This window comes from Paractinoplanes pyxinae, assembly GCF_026626335.1.
Classification (GTDB): Bacteria; Actinomycetota; Actinomycetes; order Mycobacteriales; family Micromonosporaceae; genus Actinoplanes; species Actinoplanes pyxinae.
Genome location: NZ_JAPNTZ010000012.1, coordinates 166,004 through 190,829, shown reverse-complemented (window position 1 = coordinate 190,829; position 24,826 = coordinate 166,004). Strand labels below are relative to the sequence as shown.

Here is a 24,826-nt window from a genome sequence, read left to right as displayed (position 1 = left end):
CGCGCGAACAAGGAGGACCTGCGTGTCCCGCTTCCGAACCCGCACGGCCGGCGCCGTTGCCGCCCTGGCCGCCCTTCCCTTGGCGGTCGCCCCACCGGCCGTCGCCGCCGCCGACCCCGATTACACGATCACCGTCGACTCCGGCGCCGCCGGCGCGGCGATCGGCGACGAGATGTACGGCGTCTTCTTCGAGGACATCAACTACGCGGCCGACGGCGGGCTCTACGCCGAGCTGGTCCGCAACCGCTCCTTCGAGTTCAACGCCACCGACAACCGCTCCTACACCGGCCTGACCGGCTGGACGGCCACCGGCGCCGCCGCGACCGTCGACGACGACGCCCGCCTCAACGAACGCAACCGCACCTACCTGCGGCTGACCGGCCCGGGCGGCGTGACCAACGCCGGCTACAACAGCGGCATCGCCGTCTCGCGGGGCGCGGCGTACGACTTCTCGGTCTGGGCCCGCAGCGACTCCGCCTCGGCGCTGACGATCTCGCTGGCGACCGCCGACGGCACCGCACTGGCCACGCCGCTGAAGATCAACGTCAAGAGCAACACCTGGTCCCGGTACGCGGGCACACTGCGCGCCACGAGCACGAGCGACACCGGGCGGTTGTCGGTGTCGGTCACCGGAAGCGGCACGCACCGGCTCGACATGGTGTCGCTGATCCCGCGGGACACGTACAAGGGTCACGGGCTGCGCAAGGATCTGGCCGAGAAAGTGGCCGCCCTCCGCCCCGGCTTCGTGCGCTTCCCGGGCGGATGCCTGGTCAACACCGGCAGCCATTACGCGTACGACCAAGCCTCGAACTTCCCGCGGGCGCGCTCGTACCAGTGGAAGGACACGGTCGGGCCGGTCGAGACGCGGGCCACCAACGCCAACTTCTGGGGCTACAACCAGAGCTACGGGCTCGGCTACTACGAGTACTTCCAGTTCAGCGAGGACATCGGCGCGGCCCCCCTGCCCGTCGTGCCGGCGCTGGTCACCGGCTGCGGGCAGAACCGCGCCACCGACGACCCGGCGCTGCTGCAGCGGCACATCCAGGACACGCTCGACCTGATCGAGTTCGCCAACGGGCCGGTCACGACGACCTGGGGCAAGCTGCGGGCGCAGATGGGCCACCCGAAGCCGTTCGGCCTGACCATGGTCGCGGTCGGCAACGAGGAGAACCTGCCCGACGAGTACTTCGCGAATTTCCTGAAGTTCCGCGACGCGATCAAGGCGAAGTACCCGGCCATCACGGTGATCAGCAACTCCGGCCCGGACGACATGGGCGTCACGTTCGACAACCTGTGGGCCAAGAACAGGGCCGCGGGCACCGAGATGGTCGACGAGCACTACTACAACAGCCCGAACTGGTTCCTGCAGAACAACGAGCGCTACGACTCGTACGACCGAAGTGGTCCGAAGGTTTTCCTCGGCGAGTACGCGTCGCAGGATGCCAAGTTCTTCAACTCGCTGGCCGAGGCGGCCTACATGACCGGGCTCGAGCGCAACGCCGACGTGGTCAAGATGGCCTCGTACGCGCCGCTGTTCGCCAACATCGACAACGTGCAGTGGCGGCCCGATCTGATCTGGTTCGACAACGACGAGTCGTGGGGCTCGACCAGCTACCAGATGCAGAAGCTGTTCATGACCAACGTCGGCGATCGCGTGGTGCCCACCAAGGTGAGCGGCGGCCGGGTCGTCCAGCCGCAGCCGATCACCGGCCGGGTCGGGCTCTCCACCTGGCGTACGGCCGCTCGCTACGACGATCTGAAGGTGACCACACCCGACGGCGCCGTGCTGCTCAGCGACGACTTCAACGACGGCAACGCGGACGGCTGGAGTCCTCTCACCGGGCGGGGAACGTGGGCCGTCACCGACGGCGCCTACACGCAGACGGACGTCGCGGCCGAGGACACGATGGTCGCGGCGGCCACGAACATCACCGCGACCGACTACGACATCACGGTCAAGGCGACCAAGACCGCGGGCGACGAGGGCTTCCTCATCCCGTTCGGGATCAAGGACTCGGGCACCTGGTACTGGTGGAATCTGGGCGGCTGGAACAACACGCAGGGCGCGATCGAGAAGGCCACCGGGTCCGCCGCCGCCAAGGAACAGCTGCTCACCCGGCCGGACACGGTCGTCACCGGTCAGACGTACGACCTGAAGATCGAGGTGCGGGGCACGAAGGTGACCCTGATCCGCGACGGCCAGGTGTGGGGCAGCTTCGACGACAACGCCGTCACCGAGCCGTTCGCCCAGGTCGTCACCCGCGACTCCAAGGCTCGCGAGCTGATCGTCAAGGTGGTCAACGCCTCCGCGTCGCCCGCTCTCACCAAAATCGACCTGGGAAAGATCAAAGTCCTTCCCACCGGACGCATGACGGTGCTCAGTGGCGACCCGGGCGAGCAGAACACCCGCTCGGCCGAGCCGATCCGGCCCGTGACCAGCACCGTCCGCGGGTTGGGCTCGACCTTCACCCGCGAGTTCCCGGCCAGTTCCGTGACGTTCCTGCGTTTGGAGATCCGATGAGAAGGCGCACCCTGCTGGCCACCGCGGCCGGCGCGAGCGTGGCCGGGCTGGCCGGCGCCGGCGCGGCCGAGGCCGTGGTGCCCCGCACCGACGCTGAAATCTACGGCGTGCCGACCGTCCAGCCCCTGGTCACCCAGCGGGCCGACCCGTTCATCACGCCCCGCACCAACGGCAAGTACTACTTCACCGGCTCGGTTCCCGAGTACGACCGGATCGCGTTGCGGGGCGCCACGACCCTGGCCGGGCTGACGACCGCCGCCGAGACCGTCATCTGGCGGCGCCCGGCGACCGGCAAGATGGCCGGCCACATCTGGGCGCCCGAACTGCACCGCATCGACGGCAAGTGGTACGTCTACTTCGCCGCCGGCGACTCCGACGACGTGTTCCGCATCCGCACGTACGTACTGGAATCACCGTTGGCCGACCCCCTGGACGCCAGCGGCTGGCAGCTCAAGACCCAGCTGATGACCGAATGGGACGGCTTCACGCTGGACGCCACCACCTTCGCCCACCGCGGCCGCCGCTACCTGGTGTGGGCGCAGAGCGAGCCCGAGATCGCGGTGAACACCAGCCTCTACATCGCCCGCATGGGCACCCCTTACTCGCTGGCCAGCAAACCGACCCGGATCACCACCCCCACCCGCGACTGGGAGATCCAGGGCTTCCGCGTCAACGAGGGCCCAGCCGTCCTGATCCGCAACGGCCGCGTCTTCCTGACGTTCTCGGCCAGCGCCACCGACGCGCGTTACTGCATGGGCCTGCTGACCGCCAACGCCGACGCCGACCTGCTACGACGCGAAAGCTGGACCAAAACCCCCGACCCGATCTTCGTCACCAACACCGAAACCTCACGCTACGGCCCCGGCCACAACTCCTTCACCGTCGCCGAGGACGGCCGCACCGACGTGCTGGTGTACCACGCCCGCGACTACCGCGACATAACCGGCGATCCCCTCTACGACCCCAACCGCCACGCGAGGGTCCAACGCCTCTACTGGCACCCCGACGGCACCCCCCTCTTCGGAGTCCCGGTAGGCGACGGCGGCCCGATCATCCGCCTGTCCCCCGCCACCCGCCCCGACGACTACATCCGCCACACAACCGACGGCAAGATCATCGTGCAGCGCGCCCCACACGACTTGGCCCCCACCCAGTTCCGCTTCGACCAACAACCGGACGGCACCGAGGCCCTACGTTCCGTAGACCACCCAACCCAGTTCATAGCCGCCGACGGGGCAGCCGGCCTCCACCTGGCCACCACCCCCCTCAAGTTCCGTCGCGAGCCCGTCCGAACCGGCCTCAAGCTACGCGCAGAGCCCGGCGGCTACCTGCACATCTCCGGCTCCACAGTCTCCGTCAGCTCAACCGGAACAGTCCTACGACTGAGCTGACGGCCCCCCGCCCACGCCGGCGTTCCCCCCGACGCCGACGCGGGCCGTCCCGGAGTCGCCCCGGGACACGCAACGGCCCGGCTGCCCACCAGCCGGGCCGTTGCCCCACCCCCACCCACGCCCGACGACGGCCAGGCTGAGCAGGGCGACGATGGTCGGGCCGAGCAGGGCGACGATGGTGGGGCTGAGCAAGGCGACGCATACCCGGCTGAGGCAGGTGAAGCTGCGTAGGACGAGCCCCGGGCCGGCCCGCGCGAGGCTGGTGAAACGGGCCCGGGCCGAGGTGGACGAGCCGGGCGGGACGAGCCCATGGCTGCCCAGGGCAAAGCCGCACGACGCATGGCAAGCCAAGGCTCCCCATCCGGATCAAGGACGTGGATGTGGTCGCGGTGCCGGGCTGATTGGCCGATGCCAGGCGATTCACCGGAATGCGAGGCACGGCGACCGGCCACGGTCCGGTGCGGCCAGGCAGAACGGGCCAGCCCGCCTTGGGTGGGAGCGGGTGGTCGGGCGTAGCGGACGAGGCGATGCGATGCGATGCCCGCGTTGTCCGGCGTACGGCCGGCGGCTGACTAAGACACAGCGGTGCAGGCGACGCCAGGCACGGCGACGCACAGCACAGCGGGAAATAGGCGGGCCTCGGGCGAGGCGCGGCGACGCGAGGCCAGCCGGGTGGGTGGAACGCTGCCAGACGAGCCACGGCGGTGCAGGCAGGTGACGCCGAGCGCGGCGAAGCGAGGCTGTGCCAGGTGAGCCACGCCGCTGCAGGTGACGCTGCGCGCGGCGAGCCGAGGCTATGCCAGGTGACCCACGCCGCTGCAGGTGACGCTGCGCGCAGCGAAACGAGGCTATGCCAGGTGAGCCACGCCGCTGCAGGTGACGCTGCGCGCGGCGAAACGAGGCTGCGCCAGCTGAGCCACGCCGCTGCAGGCGACGCCGGGCGCGGCGAGCCGAGGCTGTGTCAGGCGAGGCACGCCGCTGCGGTGACGCTGGGTGGGGCAAAGCGAGGCTATGCCAGGTGAGCCACGCCAGTGCAGGTGACGCTAGGCGCGGCGAAGCGAGGCTGTGCCGGGTAAGGCGCGACGGCGCCGGCTTGGGCCAGGCATGGCACGGCACAGTCAAGCGCGACACCGCCCGGCGGGCTGGCGCGACGCGAGGCGGGGCCGGATGGAGCGATGTCAGGCGAGGCACGGCGACGCCGGCGATACCAGGCACGCCTAGCGGGGCTGTGCCAGGCGAGGCCCGCGCGGCGTTGGACGAGGCAGCGGATCCGATCGAGCCATCGCGGTGGCGCCCGGGCGGGGGCGGCATCGCGGGAAGCACGCCGGTCAGCCGAGGCGGAGCGTGACTGGTCTCCAGGGTTAGGTGAGAGTGACCCGGCGCCAAGCGCAAGCGAACCGAGGTTTGGGGGCGGGGGATGGCCCACGCAGGGATCAAGCCTGACCGCCCGTAGGGGGCCATCCCCCGCCCCCAAACCGTCCCCCCGCAAACACCGTCAGAACGCCAGAGCAGCCCCGACGCAACCTCCCGTCAGAACGCCAAAACGGCCCGGCGCAAACCGCGCCGGGCCGTTTCGAACTACAGGCTTACTCCTCGGTCGTAGCAGCCCCGAGGTCAGCCGGAACAGCGTCCGGAACAGCAACCCCGCGGTCGGCACCCTTGAACACGAGCTTCGACTTCTCGATGTTCTCCGGGTCGCCCTCGCAGTCCACGACCACGATCTGACCGGGCCGCAGCTCGTTGAACAGGATCTGCTCGGACAGGGTGTCCTCGAGATCGCGCTGGATCGTGCGACGCAGCGGCCGCGCGCCCAGCACCGGGTCGAAGCCCTTCTTGGCCAGGTACTTCTTAGCGTTGTCGGTCAGCTCGAGGCCCATGTCTTTGTTCTTGAGCTGGGACTCGATGCGCGACGTGAAGATGTCGACGATCTGCAGGATCTCGTCCTGGCGGAGCTGGTGGAAGACGATCGTGTCGTCGATGCGGTTCAGGAACTCCGGGCGGAAGTGCTGCTTCAGCTCGTCGTTGACCTTGACCTTCATCCGGTCGTAGTTGCTCTCGACGTCTTCCGAGGCCTGGAAGCCCAGCGACACCGCCTTGGCCACGTCCCTCGTGCCGAGGTTGGTGGTCAGGATGATGACCGTGTTCTTGAAGTCCACGATGCGGCCCTGACCGTCGGTCAGGCGACCATCCTCGAGGATCTGAAGGAGCGTGTTGAAGACGTCCGGGTGGGCCTTTTCGATCTCGTCGAAGAGGACCACGGAGAACGGCTTGCGTCGCACCTTCTCGGTCAGCTGGCCACCCTCGTCGTAGCCGACGTAGCCGGGAGGGGCACCGACGAGGCGGGACACCGTGTACCGGTCGTGGAACTCGGACATGTCGAGCTGGATCAGCGCGTCTTCCGAGCCGAACAGGAACTCGGCCAGCGCCTTGCTGAGCTCGGTCTTACCGACACCGGACGGGCCGGCGAAGATGAACGAGCCGGACGGGCGCTTCGGGTCCTTCAGGCCGGCCCGGGTACGCCGGATCGCCTTGGAGACCGCCTTGACCGCGTCCTCCTGGCCGATGACCCGCTTGTGCAGCTCATCTTCCATGCGGAGCAGCCGGGACGTCTCTTCCTCGGTCAGCTTGTAGACCGGGATGCCGGTCCAGTTGCCCAGGACCTCGGCGATCTGCTCGTCGTCGACCTCGGACACGACGTCGAGGTCGCCCGCCTTCCACTCCTTCTCACGCTGCGCCTTCTGACCCAGCAGCTGCTTCTCTTTGTCGCGCAGCTGGGCGGCCCGCTCGAAGTCCTGCGCGTCGATCGCGGACTCCTTGTCGCGGCGCACCTGGGCGATGCGCTCGTCGAAGTCACGCAGGTCTGGCGGCGCGGTCATCCGGCGGATGCGCATCCGGGCGCCGGCCTCGTCGATCAGGTCGATCGCCTTGTCCGGCAGGAAGCGGTCGGAGATGTAGCGGTCGGCCAGCGTCGCCGCGGCCACCAGGGCGGCGTCGGTGATGCTGATCCGGTGGTGAGCCTCGTAGCGGTCGCGCAGACCCTTGAGGATCTCGATGGTGTGCGCCAGCGACGGCTCGCCGACCTGGATGGGCTGGAAGCGGCGCTCGAGAGCGGCGTCCTTCTCCAGGTGCTTGCGGTACTCGTCGAGGGTGGTGGCGCCGATGGTCTGCAGCTCGCCGCGGGCCAGCATCGGCTTCAGGATGCTCGCCGCGTCGATCGCGCCCTCGGCGGCACCCGCACCCACCAGGGTGTGGATCTCGTCGATGAACAGGATGATGTCGCCCCGGGTGCGGATCTCTTTGAGCACCTTCTTCAGGCGCTCCTCGAAGTCACCGCGGTAGCGGGAACCGGCGACGAGCGCACCGAGGTCGAGCGTGTAGAGCTGCTTGTCCTTGAGCGTCTCGGGCACCTCGCCCTTGACGATCGACTGGGACAGCCCCTCGACGACAGCGGTCTTGCCGACGCCGGGCTCACCGATGAGCACCGGGTTGTTCTTGGTGCGGCGGGACAGCACCTGCATGACCCGCTCGATTTCCTTCTCGCGCCCGATGACCGGGTCGAGCTTGCCCTCGCGGGCGGCCTGGGTCAGGTTGCGCCCGAACTGGTCGAGGACCAGGGACGTCGACGGCGCGGCCTCGCCCGCCGCCGCGCCGGCCGCGGCCGGCTCCTTGCCCTGGTAGCCCGAGAGCAGCTGGATGACCTGCTGGCGGACCCGGTTGAGGTCGGCCCCCAGCTTCACGAGGACCTGGGCGGCGACGCCCTCGCCCTCGCGGATCAGGCCGAGCAGGATGTGCTCGGTGCCGATGTAGTTGTGGCCGAGCTGCAGCGCCTCACGCAGCGACAGCTCGAGAACCTTCTTGGCTCGGGGCGTGAACGGGATGTGCCCGCTCGGCGCCTGCTGACCCTGGCCGATGATCTCTTCGACCTGCTGCCGCACACCCTCGAGAGAGATGCCCAGGCTCTCGAGAGCCTTGGCGGCGACGCCCTCACCCTCATGGATCAGGCCGAGCAGGATGTGCTCGGTCCCGATGTAGTTGTGGTTGAGCATCCGGGCCTCTTCTTGGGCCAGGACGACAACCCGTCGCGCTCGGTCGGTGAACCGCTCGAACATGCCCTCGTGCTCCTCACGTGCCGTGCGCCAATGCTGAGCTCGTCCCAACAAGGCGGGGCCAGCGCACGGGCATCGGTGATACCCGTACTGACAACTCTATCGCCGCTGGGTGGTCTTGCTGGGCCCTCACGGCCCCTCGAAACCTTCCGCAACGTTGATTTAGCCAACTTCGCACGCTCACCCGCTGTTCCCCCAGTGGAACGGCTACGCGGACAGCGAAATCGCGGTTACGCGCATCCACAGCCTGTGGACAACGTCGTCTCTACCTGTGGATAACCCTACGGCGGGACACCGAAGATCGAGCGAAAAGCAGCAGGCCCGCCGCACGAAGTGCGACGGGCCCGGCTGCGTCTGTCCGGGGGCTCGGGGTGGCCGGTCAGTTACGACCCGGCCCCTTGGCGTGGAACTCGTCCACGATCTCCTGCGGGATCCGGCCCCGGTCGGAGATGTCCTTGCCGGCCTTCTTGGCCCACTCCCGGATCGCCTTGTTCTGCTCGCGGTCGGCGGTCGCGCCGCCCCGGCCGCGGGCGGCCCGGCCACCCACGACAACGCCGCCCCGGGCGACCTTGGCGCCGGCGTCGACGTACGGGTCGAACAGCTCCCGCAATTTGGTGGCGTTCTTCTCCGAGAGGTCGATCTCGTACTGAATGCCGTCGAGAGCGAACTTCACCGTCTCGTCGGCGTCGCCCCCGTCGATGTCATCGACCAGCTTGTGAATGATCTGCTTGGCCACGCGCCACTATCCTCCCGAACACAGGTTCTCCCCAATGCAACGCACAGACAATAACGCCAAGGCGGCATCGTGCGTCAATGGCGGTCAGAACATTTCCGGTACGGGCTTGTTCCGGCCACTAGTCGTGCGCTTTCTCGCCGAAGTGGCCCGCGACGCTTACTCCGGCCGCACAAGCGGGAAGAGGATCGTTTCGCGAATGCCCAGGCCGGTGAGGGCCATCAAGAGACGGTCGATTCCCATTCCCATGCCACCGGTGGGCGGCATTCCGTACTCCATGGCGCGCAGGAAATCCTCGTCCAGCTGCATCGCCTCGGGGTCGCCGCCGGCCGCCAGCAACGACTGGGCCACCAGCCGTTCGCGCTGCACGACCGGGTCGACCAGCTCGGAATAGGCGGTGGCCAGTTCGAAGCCGGACACGTAGAGATCCCACTTCTCGGTGAGACCTGGCGTTTCCCGGTGCGCGCGGGTCAGCGGCGCGGTCTCCTCGGGATAGTCCCGCACGAAGGTCGGCGCCTGCAGCGTGTGCTGCACCAGGTGCTCGAACAGCTCTTCGACGAGCTTGCCCGGGCCCCACTTCGGGTCGACGGAAAGGTCGTGCTTTTCGGCATAACGCAGCAGTTGCGCGATATCGGTGGACGGAGTGACTTCCTCACCGAGCGCCGCGGAGAGCGAGCCATAGAGCGTTACCGATGTCCACTCGCCACTCAGGTCCAACTCGGTACCGTCATAGTGCGTCACGATGTGTGATCCGGCGACCGCGATGGCGGCTTCCTGAATCCACTCGCGCACCTGCCGCTGCATGACGTTGTAGTCCGCGTACGCCTCGTAGGCCTCGAGCATCGCGAACTCCGGCGAGTGGGTCGAGTCCATACCCTCATTGCGGAAGTTCCGGTTGATCTCGAAGACGCGATCGATGCCACCCACGACGGCCCGCTTCAAAAACAGTTCCGGCGCGATCCGCAGATAGAGATCGGTGTCGAGGGCGTTGCTGTGTGTCACAAAGGGCCGGGCCGCAGCGCCGCCGTGCAGCAACTGCAACATTGGCGTTTCCACCTCGAGATAATTGCGCCGGAACAGCGACTCGCGAAGGCTGCGCACGACAGTGGCCCGAGTGCGAACGGTGTCGCGGGCCTGCGGGCGGACGATCAGATCGACATAGCGCTGACGGACCCGCGTCTCTTCGGAAAGCGGCTTGTGGGCCACCGGAAGCGGGCGCAACGCCTTGGCGCTCATGGCCCACGAATCGGCGAGGACGGACAGCTCGCCGCGGCGGCTGGTGATGACCTCACCGGTGACCGAGATCAGGTCGCCCAGGTCGGCCAGCTGCTTCCAGTCGGTCAGGCTCGGCTCGCCCACCTTGGCCAGCGACAGCATGGCCTGCAGCTCGGTCCCGTCGCCGTCGCGCAACGTGACGAAGCACAGCTTGCCGCCGTTGCGCACGAAGATCACCCGGCCCGTGATCGACACGTGGTCGCCGGTGGCCGCGTCCATGGGCAGGTCGGCGTACTGCTCGCGCACCTGCTTCAGCGTCGCCGTCCGAGGGACGGTCACCGGATAGGGGGACACCCCTTCGGCGAGCATCCGGTCCCGCTTCGACCGGCGGACCCGCATCTGCTCGGGAAGGTCCTCGGCGGGATCAGGGACGGCGACATTCTGCTCGGTCACGGCACGACTCTCTGTAAGAGTGGATGAAGGCGCGTAAAGCCTACTCAGAGCCTGCCCGCGGCGGAAAACATAAAAGAAACCCCGATGGAGCTCTCAAACGTTCCGCTCATATACCATCCGCAGCCCGATCAGCGTGATCATCGGCTCGTGGGCGGTGATCGTCTTGCACTCGTCCTTGACCAGCCAGGCCAGGCCGCCGGTGGCGATGACGGCCTGCACCGGGCCGATCTCGTCGATCATGCGGCTGACTATCCCGTCGACCTGACCGGCGAAGCCGAAGTACATGCCGGACTGCAGGCACTCGACGGTGTTCTTGCCGATCACCGAGCGCGGCTTGGCCGGCTCGACCTTGCGCAGCTGGGCGGCCCGGGCGGCCAGGGCGTCGAACGAGATCTCGATGCCCGGGGCGAAGGCGCCGCCCAGGAACTCGCCCCGCTCGCTGATCACGTCGAAGTTGGTGGTCGTGCCGAAGTCGACGACGATCGACGGGCCGCCGTAGAGGGCGTGCGCGGCGAGCGTGTTGACCACCCGGTCGGCCCCGACCTCTTTGGGGTTGTCGATGGCCAGCTGGACGCCGGTCTTGACCCCGGGCTCGACGATCACGTTCGGCAGGTCGCCGTAGTAGCGGGCCAGCATGGTGCGCAGGCTGCGCAGGGCGGCCGGCACGGTCGAGCAGGCGGCGACGCCGGTGATCTCGACCGCGTCGCCGGCCAGCAGGCCCCGGAACATCAGGCCGAGCTCGTCCGCGGTGGACCGGGCGTCGGTCTTGATGCGCCAGTTGTGCACCAGCTTGTCGCCGTCGAACGTGGCGAGGACGGTGTTGGTGTTACCGATGTCGATGCAGAGCAGCAAGGTGGGGGCTCCTTACCGGGGGCGCAGGTCCATGGCTATGTCGAGAATGGGCGACGAGTGGGTGAGACCGCCGACGGACAGGTAGTTGACGCCCGTGGCGGCGTATTCGGCGACCGTCTCCAAGCGTAGGTTGCCGGTGGCCTCGAGCTCGGCGCGGTCGCCGACCTCGGCCACGACCTCACGCAGGCGGTCGGGTGTCATGTTGTCGCAGAGCAGGAACGTGGCGCCGTCCTCGACCGCCTCGCGCGCCTCGGCCAGGGTGGTGACCTCGACCTGGACCGGCACCTCGGGGAACTTCTCGCGGACCAGCCGGTAGGCGGCGGTGATGCTGCCGGCCGCCAGCTTGTGGTTGTCCTTGATCATGGCCACGTCGTACAGGCCCATGCGCTTGTTGGTGCCGCCGCCGATGCGCACCGCGTACTTCTCGAGGTAGCGCAGGCCGGGCGTGGTCTTGCGGGTGTCGAGGACGGTGGCCTTGGTGCCGGCCAGCGCGTCGGCCCAGCGGCGGGTGTGGGTGGCCACCCCGGACATGCGGCTGAGCAGGTTCAGCGCCGTACGCTCGGCCGTGAGCAGGGCCCGGGTGGGCCCGCTGACGACGGCCAGCACGTCGCCCCGGGTGACCCGGTCGCCCTCGGCCACGCGCTGCTCGAAGACGTCGGCGCCGCCCGAGGTGTCGTTGAAGACCACGGCGGCCACCGGCAGGCCGGCCACCACGCCGTCGGCCCGGGCCACCAGCTCGGCCGTGTCGACCTGATCGGCCGGGATGGTGGCCTCGCTGGTCACGTCGTGCGGCGGCGAGCCGAGGTCCTCGGCCAGCGCGGTACGGACGATCAGTTCGACCTCGGCTACGTCCAGCTCGTTCATGGATCCCCCTGTGATCAGGCCATCTCTTCGAAGGTCTGCGACAACCGGGCCTGGTGATCGAGGGCGTGCACCAGGTGGCCGCGCCACTCGTCCTCGGCAACCGGGTGGTCCTCGCGCCAGTGGCAGCCGCGGGTCTCGCGGCGGGTGCGGGCGGCCGCGACCAGCACCGTCGCCACGGTCAGCAGGTTCGTCGCCTCCCAGGTGGCGTTGCGGGGGGTATCGCGCCGCGCGCCCAGCCGGGTCAGTTCGCCGGCCGTGTCCTCGAGCGAGGCGGCCGAGCGCAGCACCCCGGCACCCCGGGTCATCGCCCGTTGCAGCTCGGCCCGTACGTCGGGATCGACGACCCAGCCGCTCTTGGCGCCGAGCAGGGAGCCAGGCGCCGGCTCGTCCTGCGGCGGCAGCTCGCGGGCGATGTCGTCGGCGATCCGCTTGGCGAAGACCAGGCCCTCGAGCAGGGAATTGCTGGCCAGGCGGTTGGCGCCGTGCACGCCCGTGCAGGCGACCTCGCCGCAGGCGTAGAGACCGGGGATCGTCGTACGCCCGTGCAGGTCGGTGCGGACGCCGCCGGACGCGTAGTGGGCGGCCGGGGCGACCGGGATCAGCTCGGTCGCCGGGTCGACGCCGGCCGCGCGGGTCGAGGCCATGATGGTCGGGAAGCGCTGCTCGAGGAACGAGCCGCCCAGGTGGCGGGCGTCGAGGTAGACGTGGTCGGCCCCGGTGCGCAGCAGCACCCGGTGGATGCCCTTGGCCACCACGTCGCGCGGGGCCAGCTCGGCCAGCTCGTGCTGACCGACCATGAACCGAGTGCCGGACTCGTCGACCAGGTGGGCGCCCTCGCCGCGCAGCGCCTCGGAGATCAGCGGACGCTGGACCGAGGTGACGCCGGCGCTGACGAACGAGGTGGGGTGGAACTGCACGAACTCGACGTCGGTGACCTCGGCCCCGGCCCGCAGCGCCAGCGCGACCCCGTCGCCGGTGGAGACCGACGGGTTGGTGGTCGACGAGTAGATCTGGCCCATGCCGCCGGTGGCCAGCACGACCGCGCGGGCCAGGATCGCGCCCACGCCGTCCTCGCTGCCCTCGCCGAGCACGTGCAGGGTCAGGCCGCAGGCCCGGCCGTCGGCCCCGCGCAGCAGGTCGAGCACGAGCGCGTGCTCGACCAGGCGGATCCAGGGGTCGCGGTGCACCGCCTCGTGCAGGGCCCGCTGCACCTCGGCCCCGGTCGCGTCGCCGCCCGCGTGCACGATCCGGTCGGCGCGGTGGCCGCCCTCGCGGGTGAGCATCAGCGAGCCGTCGGCGTTGCGGTCGAAGGCGGCGCCGAGGCGGATCAGTTCCCGGACCCGGGCCGGCCCCTCTTCGACCAGGACGCGCACCGCCTCGGGGTCGCACAGGCCGACGCCCGCGATCTCGGTGTCGTTGGCGTGGGCGGCCGGGGTGTCGAGCGGGTCGAGCACCGCCGCGATGCCGCCCTGGGCCCACCGGGTCGAGCCGTCGTCGATGTTGACCTTGGTGACCACGGTGACGTGCAGGCCCTGCTCACGCAGGTGCAGCGCGGCGGTCAAGCCGGCCACCCCGGAACCCACGACGAGCACGTCGGTGGTCTCGCTCCAGCCGGGGTCGGCGGCGGCGAGCCGACGAGGCAGCTCCGGAAGGTCGGCGAGATACATCCGCTCAGTACACTCCGCCGGTACGACACTGCGGCGCCGGGGTAGACATTCGTGGTCACCGTTACTTGTACTGCACCGGCAGGCTCTTGGTGCCCTTGCCCTTGACCGTGGACGTGAGCTCCACGCCCTCCAGCCACAGGTAGCAACGCACACCACGATCGCCCAGGGCCCAGACGTCGGCGCCGCCCGGCAGGGACACCACGCCCGTACGGTATTGCAGGTCGGCGTCCTTGGGCACGCCCACATAATCGGCGATCAGGTCGCGGCACCCGTCGTGGAACTTCGCCCAGCCGGCGTCGTCCTTGGGGTAGTCGAGGCCCTTGGCGTACCAGACGCCGGCGAATTCCCCGTTGTGCTTGGCTGTGCAGCTCACCGCGGGCATGGTGGCGATCGCGCCGTTGCCGTCGAGCTGGATCGCGTAGCAGCCGAGCTGGATGTCGGAGGCACCGCCGGCCAGCGAGTTGCGCAGGCTGCCCTCGCGCTGCACCAGCCCGCCGTCGTCCTCGACCGAGTTGAGCTCGAGCACCTCGCACCGGTACCAGCGGGCGCCGCCGTTCCAGGCCGCCTCGGTCGGGCGGGTCACGCCGATCCACAGGCGGGCGTTGCGCCAGGGCCCGCCGGCGAAGGTGGTCGTCTTCTGGTCGCAGATCGAGTACGCGGCCTTGGCCCCCGCGGAACCGTCGGCCGGCGGGACGTCGGCGTCGGCCGCGGGCGATTCGTACGTGCCGACGTACACGGTCTCGGTCCGGTGCTTGGCCGCGCAGTCCACCTCTTCATAGGTGCCGCGCGGGCCGACCGGGTTGAAGTTGGCGTTGTGGCAGGCGCCGTCGTTCGGCTCGAAGCCGGTCGCGGGGGCCATCGCGCCCCAGCCGTTGGTCAGGTCGCCGTCGACCCCGCCCGGCTTGCCGCAGCCCGCCACGAGCAGCACCAAACCCAGGACAGCGGTGAGCCCGAGCCGGTGTCGCATGAACTTAAGCCTTCCCCGCGCGCCGCCGATGTCCGTTTTCCGATCATATGGGGACGGAAAACGGGATCGGCGGCGTTCAGGAAATCGCCACTCCGACGGTTCAGGCCGCCGACAACGTCCGGTCGCCGCGAACCAGGCCGCCGGGCATGCCGTCGGCGGCCGCGGCCGGGTCGGCGCCCAACTCGATGATCTTGTTGGCCGCGTCGACGTGCACGATCCTCGGCTGATACTCCCGCGCCTCGGCGTCGTCCATCTGCCCGTACGAAATGAGAATGACCAGGTCGCCCGGGTGCACGAGATGGGCGGCGGCGCCGTTGATGCCGATCACGCCGCTGCCGCGCTCACCCGGAATGACGTACGTCTCGAGGCGGGCCCCGTTGGTCACGTCGACGATGGCGACCTGCTCGCCGGGCAGCAGATCGGCCGCCTCGAGCAGGTCGAGGTCGATCGTCACCGAGCCGACGTAGTGCAGGTCGGCCTGGGTCACGGTGGCCCGGTGGATCTTGGACTTGAGCATGGTGCGGACCATCAGGCGACCTTTTCCAGAGTCAGGGCGACGTTGTCGATCAGGCGGGTGCGGCCGACGCGGGCGGCGACGAGCAGGCGAGCCGGGCCGGGTTCCGGGCGGCCGAGGTCGGCGCCGGTGAGTTCCAGGTAGTCGACCTGCACTCCCGGCTCGTCGGCCAGGATCTTGCGGGCCGCGGCCAGGGCGGACGCGGCCTCGGTGTGGGTGGCGCCCTCACGCAGGGCCCGGCTCAGGGCGAGGGCCGACCGGCGTTCGCCGGCCGACAAGTACCGGTTGCGGCTCGACAGGGCCAGGCCGTCCGGTTCGCGTACGGTGGGAACGCCCACGATCTCGACGCCGAGCTCGAGATCGGCGGCCATCCGGCGGATCAGGGCGAGCTGCTGGAAGTCTTTCTCGCCGAAGAACGCCAGGTCGGCCCGGGTCAGCATGAGCAGCTTCTGGACGACGGTGAGCATGCCGGCGAAGTGGCCGGGGCGGCTGGCGCCCTCCAGGATCTCGCCCAGCGGCCCGGCGTTCATCGTGATCGAGGGCGCGCCGCCGGGGTACATCTCGCCGCGGCTGGGCGCGAACACGATGTCGACGCCCTCGGCCCGGCACGCCTCGAGGTCGGCCTCCAGCGTGCGGGGGTACCTGTCGAAGTCCTCGTTCGGGCCGAACTGCAGCGGGTTCACAAAGATCGTGACGAGCACTTCATCGCCGCGCCGACGGGCCTCGCGCATGAGCTGCCGGTGACCCGCGTGGAGTGCGCCCATGGTCATGACGACGGCGCGCGTCCCGTTTTTGGGCACTCCGGCCAAATCGGCGCGGGTATGGATCACGTACGTCATGAAGGGCTCCCCACCGCGGCGCGGGACAGAACGTCAAGCAGCAATGTCGCGTCCTGCGGACGCAGACGGCCCGAGGCGATGGCCCGGTCGGCGGTGCGGCGGGCCAGGGCCAGGTACGCGGGCACGGCCTCGGCCGGCATGCGGTCGAGATGCTTGCCGACGGTGCCGGCGTCGCCCCTCGAGACCGGCCCGGTCAGCGCCGCGTCGCCCATCCGCAGAGCGTTGTCGAGCGCCGCGTGCAGCAGCGGCGACAGAATGCGCGAGGGCTCGGCGATGCCCGCCGCGCGCAGCAGGTCGGCTGCCTCGTTCACGAGCGTGACCAGGTGATTCGCGCCGTGGGCGAGGGCCGCGTGATAGACCGGCCGGGCGTCCTCGGCCACCCACTCCGGGATGCCGCCGAGGTCGGCCACGAGCCGGGCCGCGAAGGCGCGGTCGGTCGCGGTGACACCCCAGGCGATGCCGGGCAGGCGCTCGAGGTCGTGGTCGGTGCCGGTGAAGGTCATCGCCGGGTGCAGGGCCATGCCGTGCAGGTCACCGAGTACGGCCAGCCCGTGCGCGCCGGAGGTGTGGGCGACGATTTGTCCCGCTCGCAGCGCGCCGGTGGCGGAAAGGCCGGAGACGACGCTCGCGAGCGCGTCGTCGGGCACGGAAAGAAGGAGAAGGTCATCGGCGGCCCGGGCGACCTCGTCGGCGGGCAGGATCGCCGCGCCCGGCAGCAGGCGGGCGGCCCGGTCACGCGAGGCCGCGGACACGGCCGCGGCGGCGACCACGCGGTGGCCCGCGGCGGTCAGGGCCGCGCCGAGGACGGCGCCCACCCGGCCCGCTCCGACAACGCCCACGGTCAATGCGCTCATATCAGGATCCAGTCCTCAAGAAGGGGTACCGGTCGAGCGCAAGTATGCGCCGCCGAAACATGCCCGTGACAAGACCATGTGAACAACCCCATCACCGCTCCAGCGCCTAGGGTTGCGGGTGTGAAAGCCGGGTGGCGGGTGGCGATGGAGGCGGGGCTCTACGGGCCTGGGGGCTTCTTCGTGCGCGCCGCCGAAGGGCCAGGCGATCACTTCCGGACGAGTGCGCACGCGTCGCCGTTGTTCGCGGGGGCCCTGCTGCGGCTGATCGAACGGGTGGACGCCGCTCTGGGCCGGCCGAAGGTGTTCGACCTGGTGGACGTGGGTGCGGGGCGGGGTGAGCTGCTTGCCGCGCTGCGGCCGCTACTTCCCGAGCGGGTCCGGCTCACCGCGGTCGAGGTGGCGCCCCGGCCCAGCGGGCTGCCGGGGAGCATCGCGTGGCAGCGGGAGTTGCCGGACGGGATCGTCGGGCTGCTGATCGCCACCGAATGGCTCGACAATGTGCCGCTGGACGTGGCCGACCTGGATGACGAGGGGCGGCTGCGGAAGGTGCTGGTCGAGCCGTCCACGGGCGTGGAGTCGCTGGGCGGGCTCGTCGACGCGGCCGACTTGTTCTGGTTGCGGCGGTGGTGGCCGCAGCCGGGCCGGGCCGAGATCGGGTGGCCGCGGGATGCCGCCTGGGCCGATGCGGTTGGGCAGGTGCGGCGGGGGTGCGCGCTGGCGATCGACTACGGGCATCGGCGGGACGAGCGGCCGGCGCTGGGGACGCTGACCGGGTTCCGGGCGGGGCGGCAGGTCACACCGGTGCCGGACGGATCTTGTGACGTGACGGCCCACGTGGCTGTGGACTCGGCCGCGGCGGCCGCGGGAGAGCCGTACGTGTTAATTCGGCAGCGGGAGGCGCTGAAAGCGCTCGGGATCGACGGCGGACGACCACCGCTCGATCTGGCGCGAAGCGACCCGGCCGGATACGTGCGGGCGCTGGCCGCGGCCGGCGCCGAAGCCGAGCTGATCGAACCGTCCGGACTGGGCGGTCACTGGTGGCTGCTGCACAGCATCGGCCTCGACGAGCGTGGGAGCATTCTGCTGTGACCCGTCCAACCACCCCACCACCACCCTTAACCGGACTGAAGGCTGCGCCCACGCGGGAAATGACGGTCGGGACCGGGGCCGGGCTCGAGACGGCCGACATGGTGCTCAACATCGGCCCGCAGCACCCCTCGACGCACGGCGTGCTGCGGCTCAAGCTCACGCTCGACGGCGAGCGGGTGGTCAGCTGCGAGCCGATCGTCGGCTACATGCACCGCGGCGCCGAGAAGCTGTTCGAGGTGCGCGACTACCGGCAGATCATCATGCTGGCCAACCGGCACGACTGGCTCTCCGCCTTCTCCAACGAACTGGGGGTCGCGCTCGCCGTCGAACGGCTGATGGGCATCGAGGTGCCCGAGCGCGCGACCTGGCTGCGGATGGTGCTGGCCGAGCTCAACCGGGTGCTCAACCACCTGATGTTCCTGGGCTCGTACCCGCTCGAGATCGGCGCAATTACGCCCATGTTCTACGCGTTCCGCGAGCGCGAAACCCTGCAGGCCGTGATGGAAGAGGTCTCCGGCGGCCGCATGCACTACATGTTCAACCGGGTCGGCGGGCTCAAGGAAGAAGTGCCGGCCGGATGGACGGGGCGGGCGCGCGAGGCGATCCGGACGGTCCGCACGCGACTGCCCGACCTGGACAATCTGATCCGGCGCAACGAGATCTTCCTGGCCCGCACGGTCGGGGTCGGGGTGCTTACGGCCGAGCAGGCAGCGGCGTTCGGGGCGTCGGGGCCGGTGGCGCGGGCCAGCGGGCTCGACTTCGACCTGCGCCGGGACGAGCCCTATTTGGCGTACGACCAATTGGACGTGCCGGTGGTGACTCGGAGCGCAGGCGACTGTCACTCCCGGTTCGAGGTGCTGCTCGATCAGACGTACGTGTCACTTGACCTCGCCGAGCAGTGCCTGGACCGGGTCGACCAGCTCTCGGGGCCGGTCAACGTGCGCCTGCCCAAGGTGGTCAAGGCGCCCGAGGGGCACACCTACGCCTGGACGGAGAACCCGCTCGGCATCAACGGCTACTACCTGGTGTCGCGGGGCGAGAAGACGCCGTGGCGCATGAAGCTGCGGACGGCGTCGTACGCCAACGTGCAGGCGCTGTCGACGCTGATCCCGGGCTGCCTGGTGCCCGACTTGATCGCCATTCTGGGCTCGATGTTCTTCGTGGTCGGGGACATCGACAAGTAACGGCTGGTCAGCGGCGGCCGTAGCCGTCCTGGTCGGGCGTGTAGCCGCCGTACTGGGCGAAGTCGCTGAGCGAGCCGACGTTGGTGTCGTTGGCCGACGGGCGGTGGCGGCGGGCCTTGTAGTTGGGGTCGCCGGTGGTGGTGCCGGGCTCGCGGGGAGCCTCGTAGCCGCCGTCGGCGTCGCCGTAGCCGTAGTCGCCCTGCTCGGAGCCGTAGCGGGGGGCGCCGTAGCCGCTGTACTCATCGGAGTCGAAGTCGTCGTTCGAACTGCCGTACGTGCTGGCGGCGCCGTACGTGTTGCCGCCCGGCGGGGTGCCGTAGACAGCGGGCGACTGGGCGGCGTAGCCGTTGCTGGCGCCGAAGTCGTCGACCAGCGACTCCGGCTGGCCACCGAACGAGCCGCCGGGGCCGCCGTGATCACCAGAGCCGACGCCGCTCCGGTTTCCGGGCCCACCGCCGCGACTGGCCGGGCTTCCACGACCGCCGAGGTCAGCGAGATTCACCGGTCCGCCGGGGCCCGCGCTTCCCGGGCCAGCTGGACCGCCGGAATTGGCCGGGCGGACGGAGGCGGAGGCGCGCGGCGGGGCGGGTGGCGGCACGGACGCGGCACCCCGCTGGCGGGGAATTGGGGGCGGCGCAGGCACGGCGGCGGCAGGACGGCCGCCGGTCGAAGTGCCAGGCTCGCGGCCGGCCGAGCCGGCTGGGCGGCCGCCAGTGGTCATGCCGGGGCCGGTGCGGGCCGGTGGGCGAACCGCGGCGGACGCGGCGGGAACTCCGGCTCGGCCGCCTGCGGGGATCGGTGGACGGGGGGAACCCGTCGGCGGCGGTCCGGCGGGCTGCCTCGGGAAGTCGGCGGACCGGTCCGGGAAGTCGGGCTCACCCTGGTAGTCGGGCTGACCCGGGTAGCTGGACTGGTCCTGGTAGTCGGCCGCGCCCTGGTAATCAGCGCCCTGATAGCCGGCGGCGCCCTCGTACCCAGCCGCGTCCTCATAGCCGGACGTGCCTTGGTAATCAGCGCCCTGGTAGCCGGCGGCCTCGTAACCGGCCGCATCTTCATACCCGGATGCACTTTGGTAGTCGGCACCCTGGTAGCCGGCCCCGCCATCGTCCGCACCTTGGTAGTCGGCCGCGCCGCGACGATCGGCACCCTGGTAGCCGGCCACGCCGCCGTCATCCGCACCCTGGTAGTCGGCCGCGCCGCGATGATCGGGGCCCTGGTAGCCGGCCACGCCGCGACGGTCCGCGGCCGGGTAGGCGGGTGGGACGTTCGCGCGGCCGGGGAAGCCGGACGGCTTGGCGAACGGGTCGTCCTCGGGGTGGAGGGGCGGGGCGTCGGCGAAGAAGCCTGACTCCTCGTCGGCGGGCGGGGGCGGCGCGACGACGGCGGAAGCGCGCTGCGTTCCCCCACTGCGCACGGCCCCGGCGGGAACGCCGCCTTGGACGTTGCCCGGAGGGCCGCCGTGGAGATTGCCGGCCGAGGCGCCGTGAACGCTGCCGCCGCCGTGGACCGAGCCGGACGGACCGCCGTGGACGGCGCTGGACGGGCCGCCGTGGACCGAGCCGGACGGGCCGCCGTGGATGGGGCCGGACGGGCCGCCGTGGACCGAGCCGGCGGGGGCGGCGAAGCCGGGGCCGGCGGGGGCGAACTCGGCTCGCAGCTCGCGCCGGAGCGTGGCTACCTGGTTGGCCACCGCCTCTTCGACGTCCAGGCGGCCGACCACCGGGTCGCTGCGTACCAGCGCGGTCGCGCCGACCAGCACGACGGCGACGGCGATGAGCAGCACGGCGAACCGCACGGTGTTGGAGCTCTGGCCGAGCAGGACGACAGCCGCGGCCAGAGGGGCGAGCAGAACGCCCGCCCAATTGAGGCCGCGGAGCAGACGTGCGTTACCCGCCACGGAGTCCTGATCCGGCATGGGCGCCGATATTACCCAGACTCCCCGATCGAGCAACTGTTCGAGCGCCGGGCTTCAGATGGTCTGAAACCCGGCGATCGCGGACAATTCTCGTCAGCTGGCGGCCAGTGCGGGGTCGGAGCTGAACACCAGGCCGACGCTCACCGTGCCGGTCTTGAGGGCGGTCAGCGTGAGCGGGCCGCCGGCGTCCAGGCTGCTGAACTTGCCGGCCTTGAAGTCGTACGTGTCGATCAGGCCCTGCTGGCACTTGGGACGCTGCGGGCACTCGGCCGGGCCACCCAGGACGGTGGCCGCGCCGGAGCACTTGGCGGCCAGGTCGGACAGTGTTTTCAGACCGTTCTTGTCGGCGAAAGCGGTGGTCACCGCGAACGCGTTCTGGTCTTGCGCCTCGGACGGCTTGCCGAAGACCAGGCCACGCTTCTCACCGAGCGCGGTGAGGTTGGTGATCGTGGTCTGCAGCTCGGGCGAGGACGGGTCTTTGGCGTTCTTGCCCTCGACCTTGCCGGCCAGGAACGTGGCCAGAGTGGCCGCGTACTCAGGGACGACGTCGAGGTCGCCCTTTTCGAGCGCGGGTTCGTAGAGCTCACGGTTGCCGATGGTCTGCACCTTCACCGTGTAGCCGGCGGCCTTCGCGGCCAGGCCGTAGAGCTGGGCCAGGGTGGCGCTCTCGGGGAAGTCGGCGGCGCCGATGGTGAGCTGACCGCCGGAGCCCTTGGTGATGCCGGCCGTGACATTGTTCGCAGCTGCGAACTCTTCCGCGGCGGCCTGGGACGACTTGCGGTCGACCGCGACCGCCTTGTTGAGCGCGATCAGCTTCGTGGTGTCGAGAGCGGCCGACGCCTTGTCGAGCGCGGCGATGAGCTCGGGCGAGGACGCCTTCTTGTTGATCGCGGGCAGGACGTTGTCGGTGTTCTGCAGCTTCTTGTCGTCCTCGAGCACGACGAGCTTGTCGCCGGCGACGGGGGCGCAGCCGGCGCCGGCCGCCGCGGAGGGTGGGGCTTCGGTGCCGGAGGAGCCGGCGTCACCGCAACCGGCGAGGGAGACGACGGCCGCCGTCGCGGTGGCGGCCATCAAGATCAGGTGTCGACGCATAGTGCCGCCTTCTGTGTCCCGGCGCGATCAGGGTGGTCGCGCCGCGTGTCCGACGGGCGGAGGAGAACCGCCTGCCCTGCCATCTCTACCCGCCGGGTGTGACACTTTCCAGGATTACGCCGGACCGTTACCCGGCCGGGGCCGCCGCGGTGGGCCGGCGGCGCCTCGCGGCCCGCAGCGCACGGGGTGTGACCAGGCGTTGCACGAGCGCGAGGAGGCCCTCGACGGCAAGTGCGAGGAGCACCACAAAGATCCCGCCGGCCACGATCTGGTTGCCGCCGACGCTGATGCCGAGCCCGAAACCGGCGCTGATGATCTCGCCCAGGCCGCCGCCGTTGACGAAGGTGGCCAGCGTGGTCGTCGCGACCACCTGAACGGCGGCGGTGCGCAGCCCGGCCGCCAGGTAGGGCACGGCCAGCGGCAGCTCGACCCGCCACAGCACCTGCGAACCGGACAGGCCCATGCCCTTGGCCGCCTCCCGCACCTCGGGGTCGACCGAGCGCAGGCCCGTGTAGGCGTTCGACAGCAGCGGCGGAATCGCGAAGACGGCCAGCGCAACCACGACCGGCGGCTTGCCGAAGCCGAGCGGGGTCAGCGGCAGGATCGTGAGCAGGGCCAGCGTGGGCAGGGCGAGGGTCAGGTTGGCGAAGGTGATCACGCCCGCGCCGCCCCGGCCGCGGTGGCCGAGCCAGATGCCCACGGGCCAGCCGATCAGGCAGCCGATGAGCACCGCCCAGAAGCTGATCTGCAGGTGCTCGCCCAAGCGCTCGAGCAGGCCGCCCGGGTTGGTCCAGTTGAGCGGGTCGTTGAGCCAGGTGATGGCCTCGGAGAGAGTGTTCATGACGCCCTCCGGCGCGCCCAGGGCGTCAGCAGGCGGCCCACGCCGGCCAGCAGCAGGTCGAGCACCAGCGCCAGAGCCAGGCAGAGCACCGAGCCGGTGACGATCTCGGCCTTGTAGAAGTTGTTGCGGAAGCCGCCCAGGATCAGGTCGCCCAGGCCGCCCTGCCCGATCAGCGAGCCGACCGTGACGAGCGCCACGGTGGAGACGGTGGCCAGCCGCAGCCCGGTCATGATGCCGGGCAGCGCGAGCGGCAACTCGACCCGCAGCAGGCGCCCGAAACGTCCGTATCCCATGCCGGTCGCCGCGTCCCTGACCTCGTCCGGCACCTGCGTGAGGCCGGTGAGGGCATTGCGTACGAGAACCAGCAGCGCATAGAGAACCAGGGCGATCAGCACCGACGTGTCGGTCGTCGTGCCCACCGCGGGCGCCAGCAGAGCCAGCAGCGCGAGCGACGGAATCGTGTAGAGCACGCCCGAGAGTGCGAGGATGGGGCCGGTCAACGGTTTGATCCAGTAGGCCAGCACGGCCAGCGGCAGGGCCACGACCAGTGCGAGCAGGACCGCCCGGGCGGTCAGGCCCGCGTGGAACTCGAGCGCGTCACCCAGGGCCCCGGCGTTGTCCCGCACGTACTGCCAGGAGAACCACGGATTTCCCGGCCCGTCATCGGCGGGGGCGGCCAGTGGCCCAACACCCACCGGGTCCCAGGAGAGGAAGGACATACGTGGACGCTACCGCGATCAACGAGCCTGGGCGCGACAGGAGTGCGGCCTCGATCACGCTCGAGGACGTCGGCAAGACCTACCCCGACGGCACGGTCGCGGTGGGCGACTTCAGCCTCGAGGTGCGCGCCGGCGAACTGGCCGTGCTGATCGGGCCGTCCGGCTGCGGCAAGTCCACGATCCTGCGCATGATCAACCGGCTCATCGAGCCGACCCACGGCCGGATCCTCATCGACGGCCAGAACGTGCTCGAGCGCAACCCGGTCGAGCTGCGGCGGCACATCGGCTACGTGATCCAGAACGTGGGCCTGTTCCCGCACCAGAACATCCGCACGAACGTCGGCACCGTGCCGCGCATGCTGGGCTGGGACAAGGCGAAGATCGCGGCCCGCTCGGACGAGCTGCTGGAGCTGGTCGGCCTCGATCCGGCCCGCTACTCCAAGCGCTATCCGCACGAGCTCTCCGGCGGTCAGCGGCAGCGGGTGGGCGTGGCCCGGGCCCTGGCCGCCGACCCGCTGGTGCTGCTGATGGACGAGCCGTTCTCGGCGGTCGACCCGATCGCCCGCGGCCGGCTGCAGGAAGAGTTCCTCAAGCTGCAGGCCACCGTGCGCAAGACGATCGTGCTGGTCACCCACGACATCGACGAGGCCGTGCGGCTGGGCGATCGGATCGCGGTGCTGGGCGAGGGTGGGACCTTGCGGCAGTACGCTCCCCCGGCCGAACTGCTGAGCCGGCCCGCATCCGCGGCGGTGGCCGACTTTGTTGGGGCCGACCGGGGCATCCGACGGCTCGCGGTCACCCCGATCCGTACGGCGTTGCAAGCGGGCGCGACGGCGGACGGCAAGCCGACCGTCGACGCCGGCGGCACGCTCTACGACGCGCTCGCCGCGATGCTGGCGGCTGACGTGAGCGAGGTGGTCGTGGTCGAGAACGGTCAGGCCATCGGGACGGTCTCGCGGGCCGGGCTCTTCGAGGAGCACAGCCGCGAGAGCCGTCCCGCGGCCTGATCG

20 protein-coding genes are annotated in these 24,826 nt (G+C 70.3%); 5 read left to right on the top strand and 15 right to left on the bottom strand.

Annotation, left to right across the window (positions count from 1 at the left end):
• Positions 1–22 precede the first annotated feature (22 nt).
• Positions 23–2,521, top strand: a complete 2,499-nt coding sequence (locus tag OWR29_RS31805) for an alpha-L-arabinofuranosidase family protein (protein ID WP_267567065.1) — start codon at positions 23–25, stop codon at positions 2,519–2,521.
• Entirely contained in the window at positions 2,518–3,912 is a 1,395-nt protein-coding gene (locus OWR29_RS31800; RefSeq protein WP_267567064.1) for a glycoside hydrolase family 43 protein, read from the top strand. The genes OWR29_RS31805 and OWR29_RS31800 overlap by 4 nt, the downstream gene beginning before the upstream one ends.
• Here the strand turns inward: OWR29_RS31800 and OWR29_RS31795 are convergent.
• The 11 genes from OWR29_RS31795 to OWR29_RS31745 all read right to left on the bottom strand — a co-directional run bounded on the left by OWR29_RS31795 (position 3,898) and on the right by OWR29_RS31745 (position 16,976).
• Positions 3,898–4,263, bottom strand: a complete 366-nt coding sequence (locus OWR29_RS31795) for a hypothetical protein (protein WP_267567063.1) — start codon at positions 4,261–4,263, stop codon at positions 3,898–3,900. The genes OWR29_RS31800 and OWR29_RS31795 overlap by 15 nt on opposite strands.
• A 1,235-nt stretch (positions 4,264–5,498) precedes the next feature.
• Positions 5,499–8,021 (bottom strand): ATP-dependent Clp protease ATP-binding subunit, encoded by a 2,523-nt coding sequence (locus OWR29_RS31790; RefSeq protein WP_267567062.1) that lies wholly within the window; start codon positions 8,019–8,021, stop codon positions 5,499–5,501.
• 376 nt (positions 8,022–8,397) lie between these two features.
• Positions 8,398–8,754 (bottom strand): histone-like nucleoid-structuring protein Lsr2, encoded by a 357-nt coding sequence (locus tag OWR29_RS31785; RefSeq protein ID WP_267567061.1) that lies wholly within the window; start codon positions 8,752–8,754, stop codon positions 8,398–8,400.
• Positions 8,755–8,910: 156 nt separating this feature from the next.
• Entirely contained in the window at positions 8,911–10,419 is a 1,509-nt protein-coding gene (lysS, locus tag OWR29_RS31780; RefSeq protein ID WP_267567060.1) for a lysine--tRNA ligase, read from the bottom strand.
• Between the two features lie 93 nt (positions 10,420–10,512).
• A complete protein-coding gene (locus OWR29_RS31775; RefSeq protein WP_267567059.1) occupies positions 10,513–11,271 on the bottom strand; it encodes a type III pantothenate kinase in 759 nt (252 codons plus the stop codon).
• 12 nt (positions 11,272–11,283) lie between these two features.
• Positions 11,284–12,135, bottom strand: a complete 852-nt coding sequence (gene nadC / locus OWR29_RS31770) for a carboxylating nicotinate-nucleotide diphosphorylase (RefSeq protein WP_267567058.1) — start codon at positions 12,133–12,135, stop codon at positions 11,284–11,286.
• 14 nt (positions 12,136–12,149) lie between these two features.
• Entirely contained in the window at positions 12,150–13,802 is a 1,653-nt protein-coding gene (locus OWR29_RS31765) for an L-aspartate oxidase (RefSeq protein ID WP_267567057.1), read from the bottom strand.
• Positions 13,803–13,863: 61 nt separating this feature from the next.
• The gene (locus OWR29_RS31760) at positions 13,864–14,769 is read right to left on the bottom strand and encodes a septum formation family protein (RefSeq protein ID WP_267567056.1); all 906 of its coding nucleotides are present in this window, start codon (positions 14,767–14,769) and stop codon (positions 13,864–13,866) included.
• A 100-nt stretch (positions 14,770–14,869) separates the two neighbouring features.
• Positions 14,870–15,298: an aspartate 1-decarboxylase gene (panD, locus tag OWR29_RS31755; protein ID WP_267567055.1), complete on the bottom strand. Its 429-nt coding sequence runs from the start codon at positions 15,296–15,298 to the stop codon at positions 14,870–14,872.
• Positions 15,298–16,122: a pantoate--beta-alanine ligase gene (panC, locus tag OWR29_RS31750; protein WP_267567054.1), complete on the bottom strand. Its 825-nt coding sequence runs from the start codon at positions 16,120–16,122 to the stop codon at positions 15,298–15,300. The genes panD and panC overlap by 1 nt, the downstream gene beginning before the upstream one ends.
• Positions 16,119–16,976: a Rossmann-like and DUF2520 domain-containing protein gene (locus OWR29_RS31745; RefSeq protein WP_267567053.1), complete on the bottom strand. Its 858-nt coding sequence runs from the start codon at positions 16,974–16,976 to the stop codon at positions 16,119–16,121. Before OWR29_RS31745 ends, panC begins: the two co-directional genes overlap by 4 nt.
• A gap of 120 nt (positions 16,977–17,096) precedes the next feature.
• Here OWR29_RS31745 and OWR29_RS31740 point away from each other — a divergent pair, with 120 nt between their 5' ends.
• Positions 17,097–18,065, top strand: coding sequence for an SAM-dependent methyltransferase (locus OWR29_RS31740; RefSeq protein WP_267567052.1), 969 nt, complete (start codon positions 17,097–17,099; stop codon positions 18,063–18,065).
• 59 nt (positions 18,066–18,124) lie between these two features.
• Positions 18,125–19,249 carry an NADH-quinone oxidoreductase subunit D gene (locus OWR29_RS31735; RefSeq protein ID WP_267567051.1) on the top strand — a complete coding sequence of 375 codons (1,125 nt, stop codon included), beginning with the start codon at positions 18,125–18,127 and terminating at the stop codon, positions 19,247–19,249.
• 7 nt (positions 19,250–19,256) lie between these two features.
• Here the strand turns inward: OWR29_RS31735 and OWR29_RS31730 are convergent, their stop codons facing one another.
• The 4 genes from OWR29_RS31730 to OWR29_RS31715 all read right to left on the bottom strand — a co-directional run bounded on the left by OWR29_RS31730 (position 19,257) and on the right by OWR29_RS31715 (position 23,816).
• A complete protein-coding gene (locus OWR29_RS31730; RefSeq protein ID WP_267567050.1) occupies positions 19,257–21,164 on the bottom strand; it encodes a hypothetical protein in 1,908 nt (635 codons plus the stop codon).
• A gap of 93 nt (positions 21,165–21,257) precedes the next feature.
• Positions 21,258–22,256, bottom strand: coding sequence for a glycine betaine ABC transporter substrate-binding protein (locus tag OWR29_RS31725; RefSeq protein WP_267567049.1), 999 nt, complete (start codon positions 22,254–22,256; stop codon positions 21,258–21,260).
• Positions 22,257–22,383: 127 nt separating this feature from the next.
• On the bottom strand, positions 22,384–23,097 hold the full coding sequence (locus OWR29_RS31720) for an ABC transporter permease (protein WP_267567048.1): 714 nt from the start codon (positions 23,095–23,097) through the stop codon (positions 22,384–22,386).
• A complete protein-coding gene (locus OWR29_RS31715; RefSeq protein ID WP_267567047.1) occupies positions 23,094–23,816 on the bottom strand; it encodes an ABC transporter permease subunit in 723 nt (240 codons plus the stop codon). The genes OWR29_RS31720 and OWR29_RS31715 overlap by 4 nt, the downstream gene beginning before the upstream one ends.
• Positions 23,817–23,818: 2 nt before the next feature.
• Here OWR29_RS31715 and OWR29_RS31710 point away from each other — a divergent pair, with 2 nt between their 5' ends.
• A complete protein-coding gene (locus tag OWR29_RS31710) occupies positions 23,819–24,823 on the top strand; it encodes an ABC transporter ATP-binding protein (RefSeq protein WP_267567045.1) in 1,005 nt (334 codons plus the stop codon).
• Positions 24,824–24,826: the final 3 nt, after the last annotated feature.

Coding starts and splice junctions, on each gene's coding strand:
- OWR29_RS31720 (WP_267567048.1), bottom strand. CDS start 23,097: ATGAACACTCTCTCCGAGGCCATCACCTGGCTCAACGACCCGCTCAAC.
- panC (WP_267567054.1), bottom strand. CDS start 16,122: ATGACGTACGTGATCCATACCCGCGCCGATTTGGCCGGAGTGCCCAAA.
- panD (WP_267567055.1), bottom strand. CDS start 15,298: ATGGTCCGCACCATGCTCAAGTCCAAGATCCACCGGGCCACCGTGACC.
- OWR29_RS31760 (WP_267567056.1), bottom strand. CDS start 14,769: ATGCGACACCGGCTCGGGCTCACCGCTGTCCTGGGTTTGGTGCTGCTC.
- OWR29_RS31730 (WP_267567050.1), bottom strand. CDS start 21,164: ATGCCGGATCAGGACTCCGTGGCGGGTAACGCACGTCTGCTCCGCGGC.
- OWR29_RS31725 (WP_267567049.1), bottom strand. CDS start 22,256: ATGCGTCGACACCTGATCTTGATGGCCGCCACCGCGACGGCGGCCGTC.
- OWR29_RS31735 (WP_267567051.1), top strand. CDS start 18,125: ATGACGGTCGGGACCGGGGCCGGGCTCGAGACGGCCGACATGGTGCTC.
- OWR29_RS31790 (WP_267567062.1), bottom strand. CDS start 8,021: ATGTTCGAGCGGTTCACCGACCGAGCGCGACGGGTTGTCGTCCTGGCC.
- nadC (WP_267567058.1), bottom strand. CDS start 12,135: ATGAACGAGCTGGACGTAGCCGAGGTCGAACTGATCGTCCGTACCGCG.
- OWR29_RS31745 (WP_267567053.1), bottom strand. CDS start 16,976: ATGAGCGCATTGACCGTGGGCGTTGTCGGAGCGGGCCGGGTGGGCGCC.
- OWR29_RS31765 (WP_267567057.1), bottom strand. CDS start 13,802: ATGTATCTCGCCGACCTTCCGGAGCTGCCTCGTCGGCTCGCCGCCGCC.
- OWR29_RS31800 (WP_267567064.1), top strand. CDS start 2,518: ATGAGAAGGCGCACCCTGCTGGCCACCGCGGCCGGCGCGAGCGTGGCC.
- OWR29_RS31715 (WP_267567047.1), bottom strand. CDS start 23,816: ATGTCCTTCCTCTCCTGGGACCCGGTGGGTGTTGGGCCACTGGCCGCC.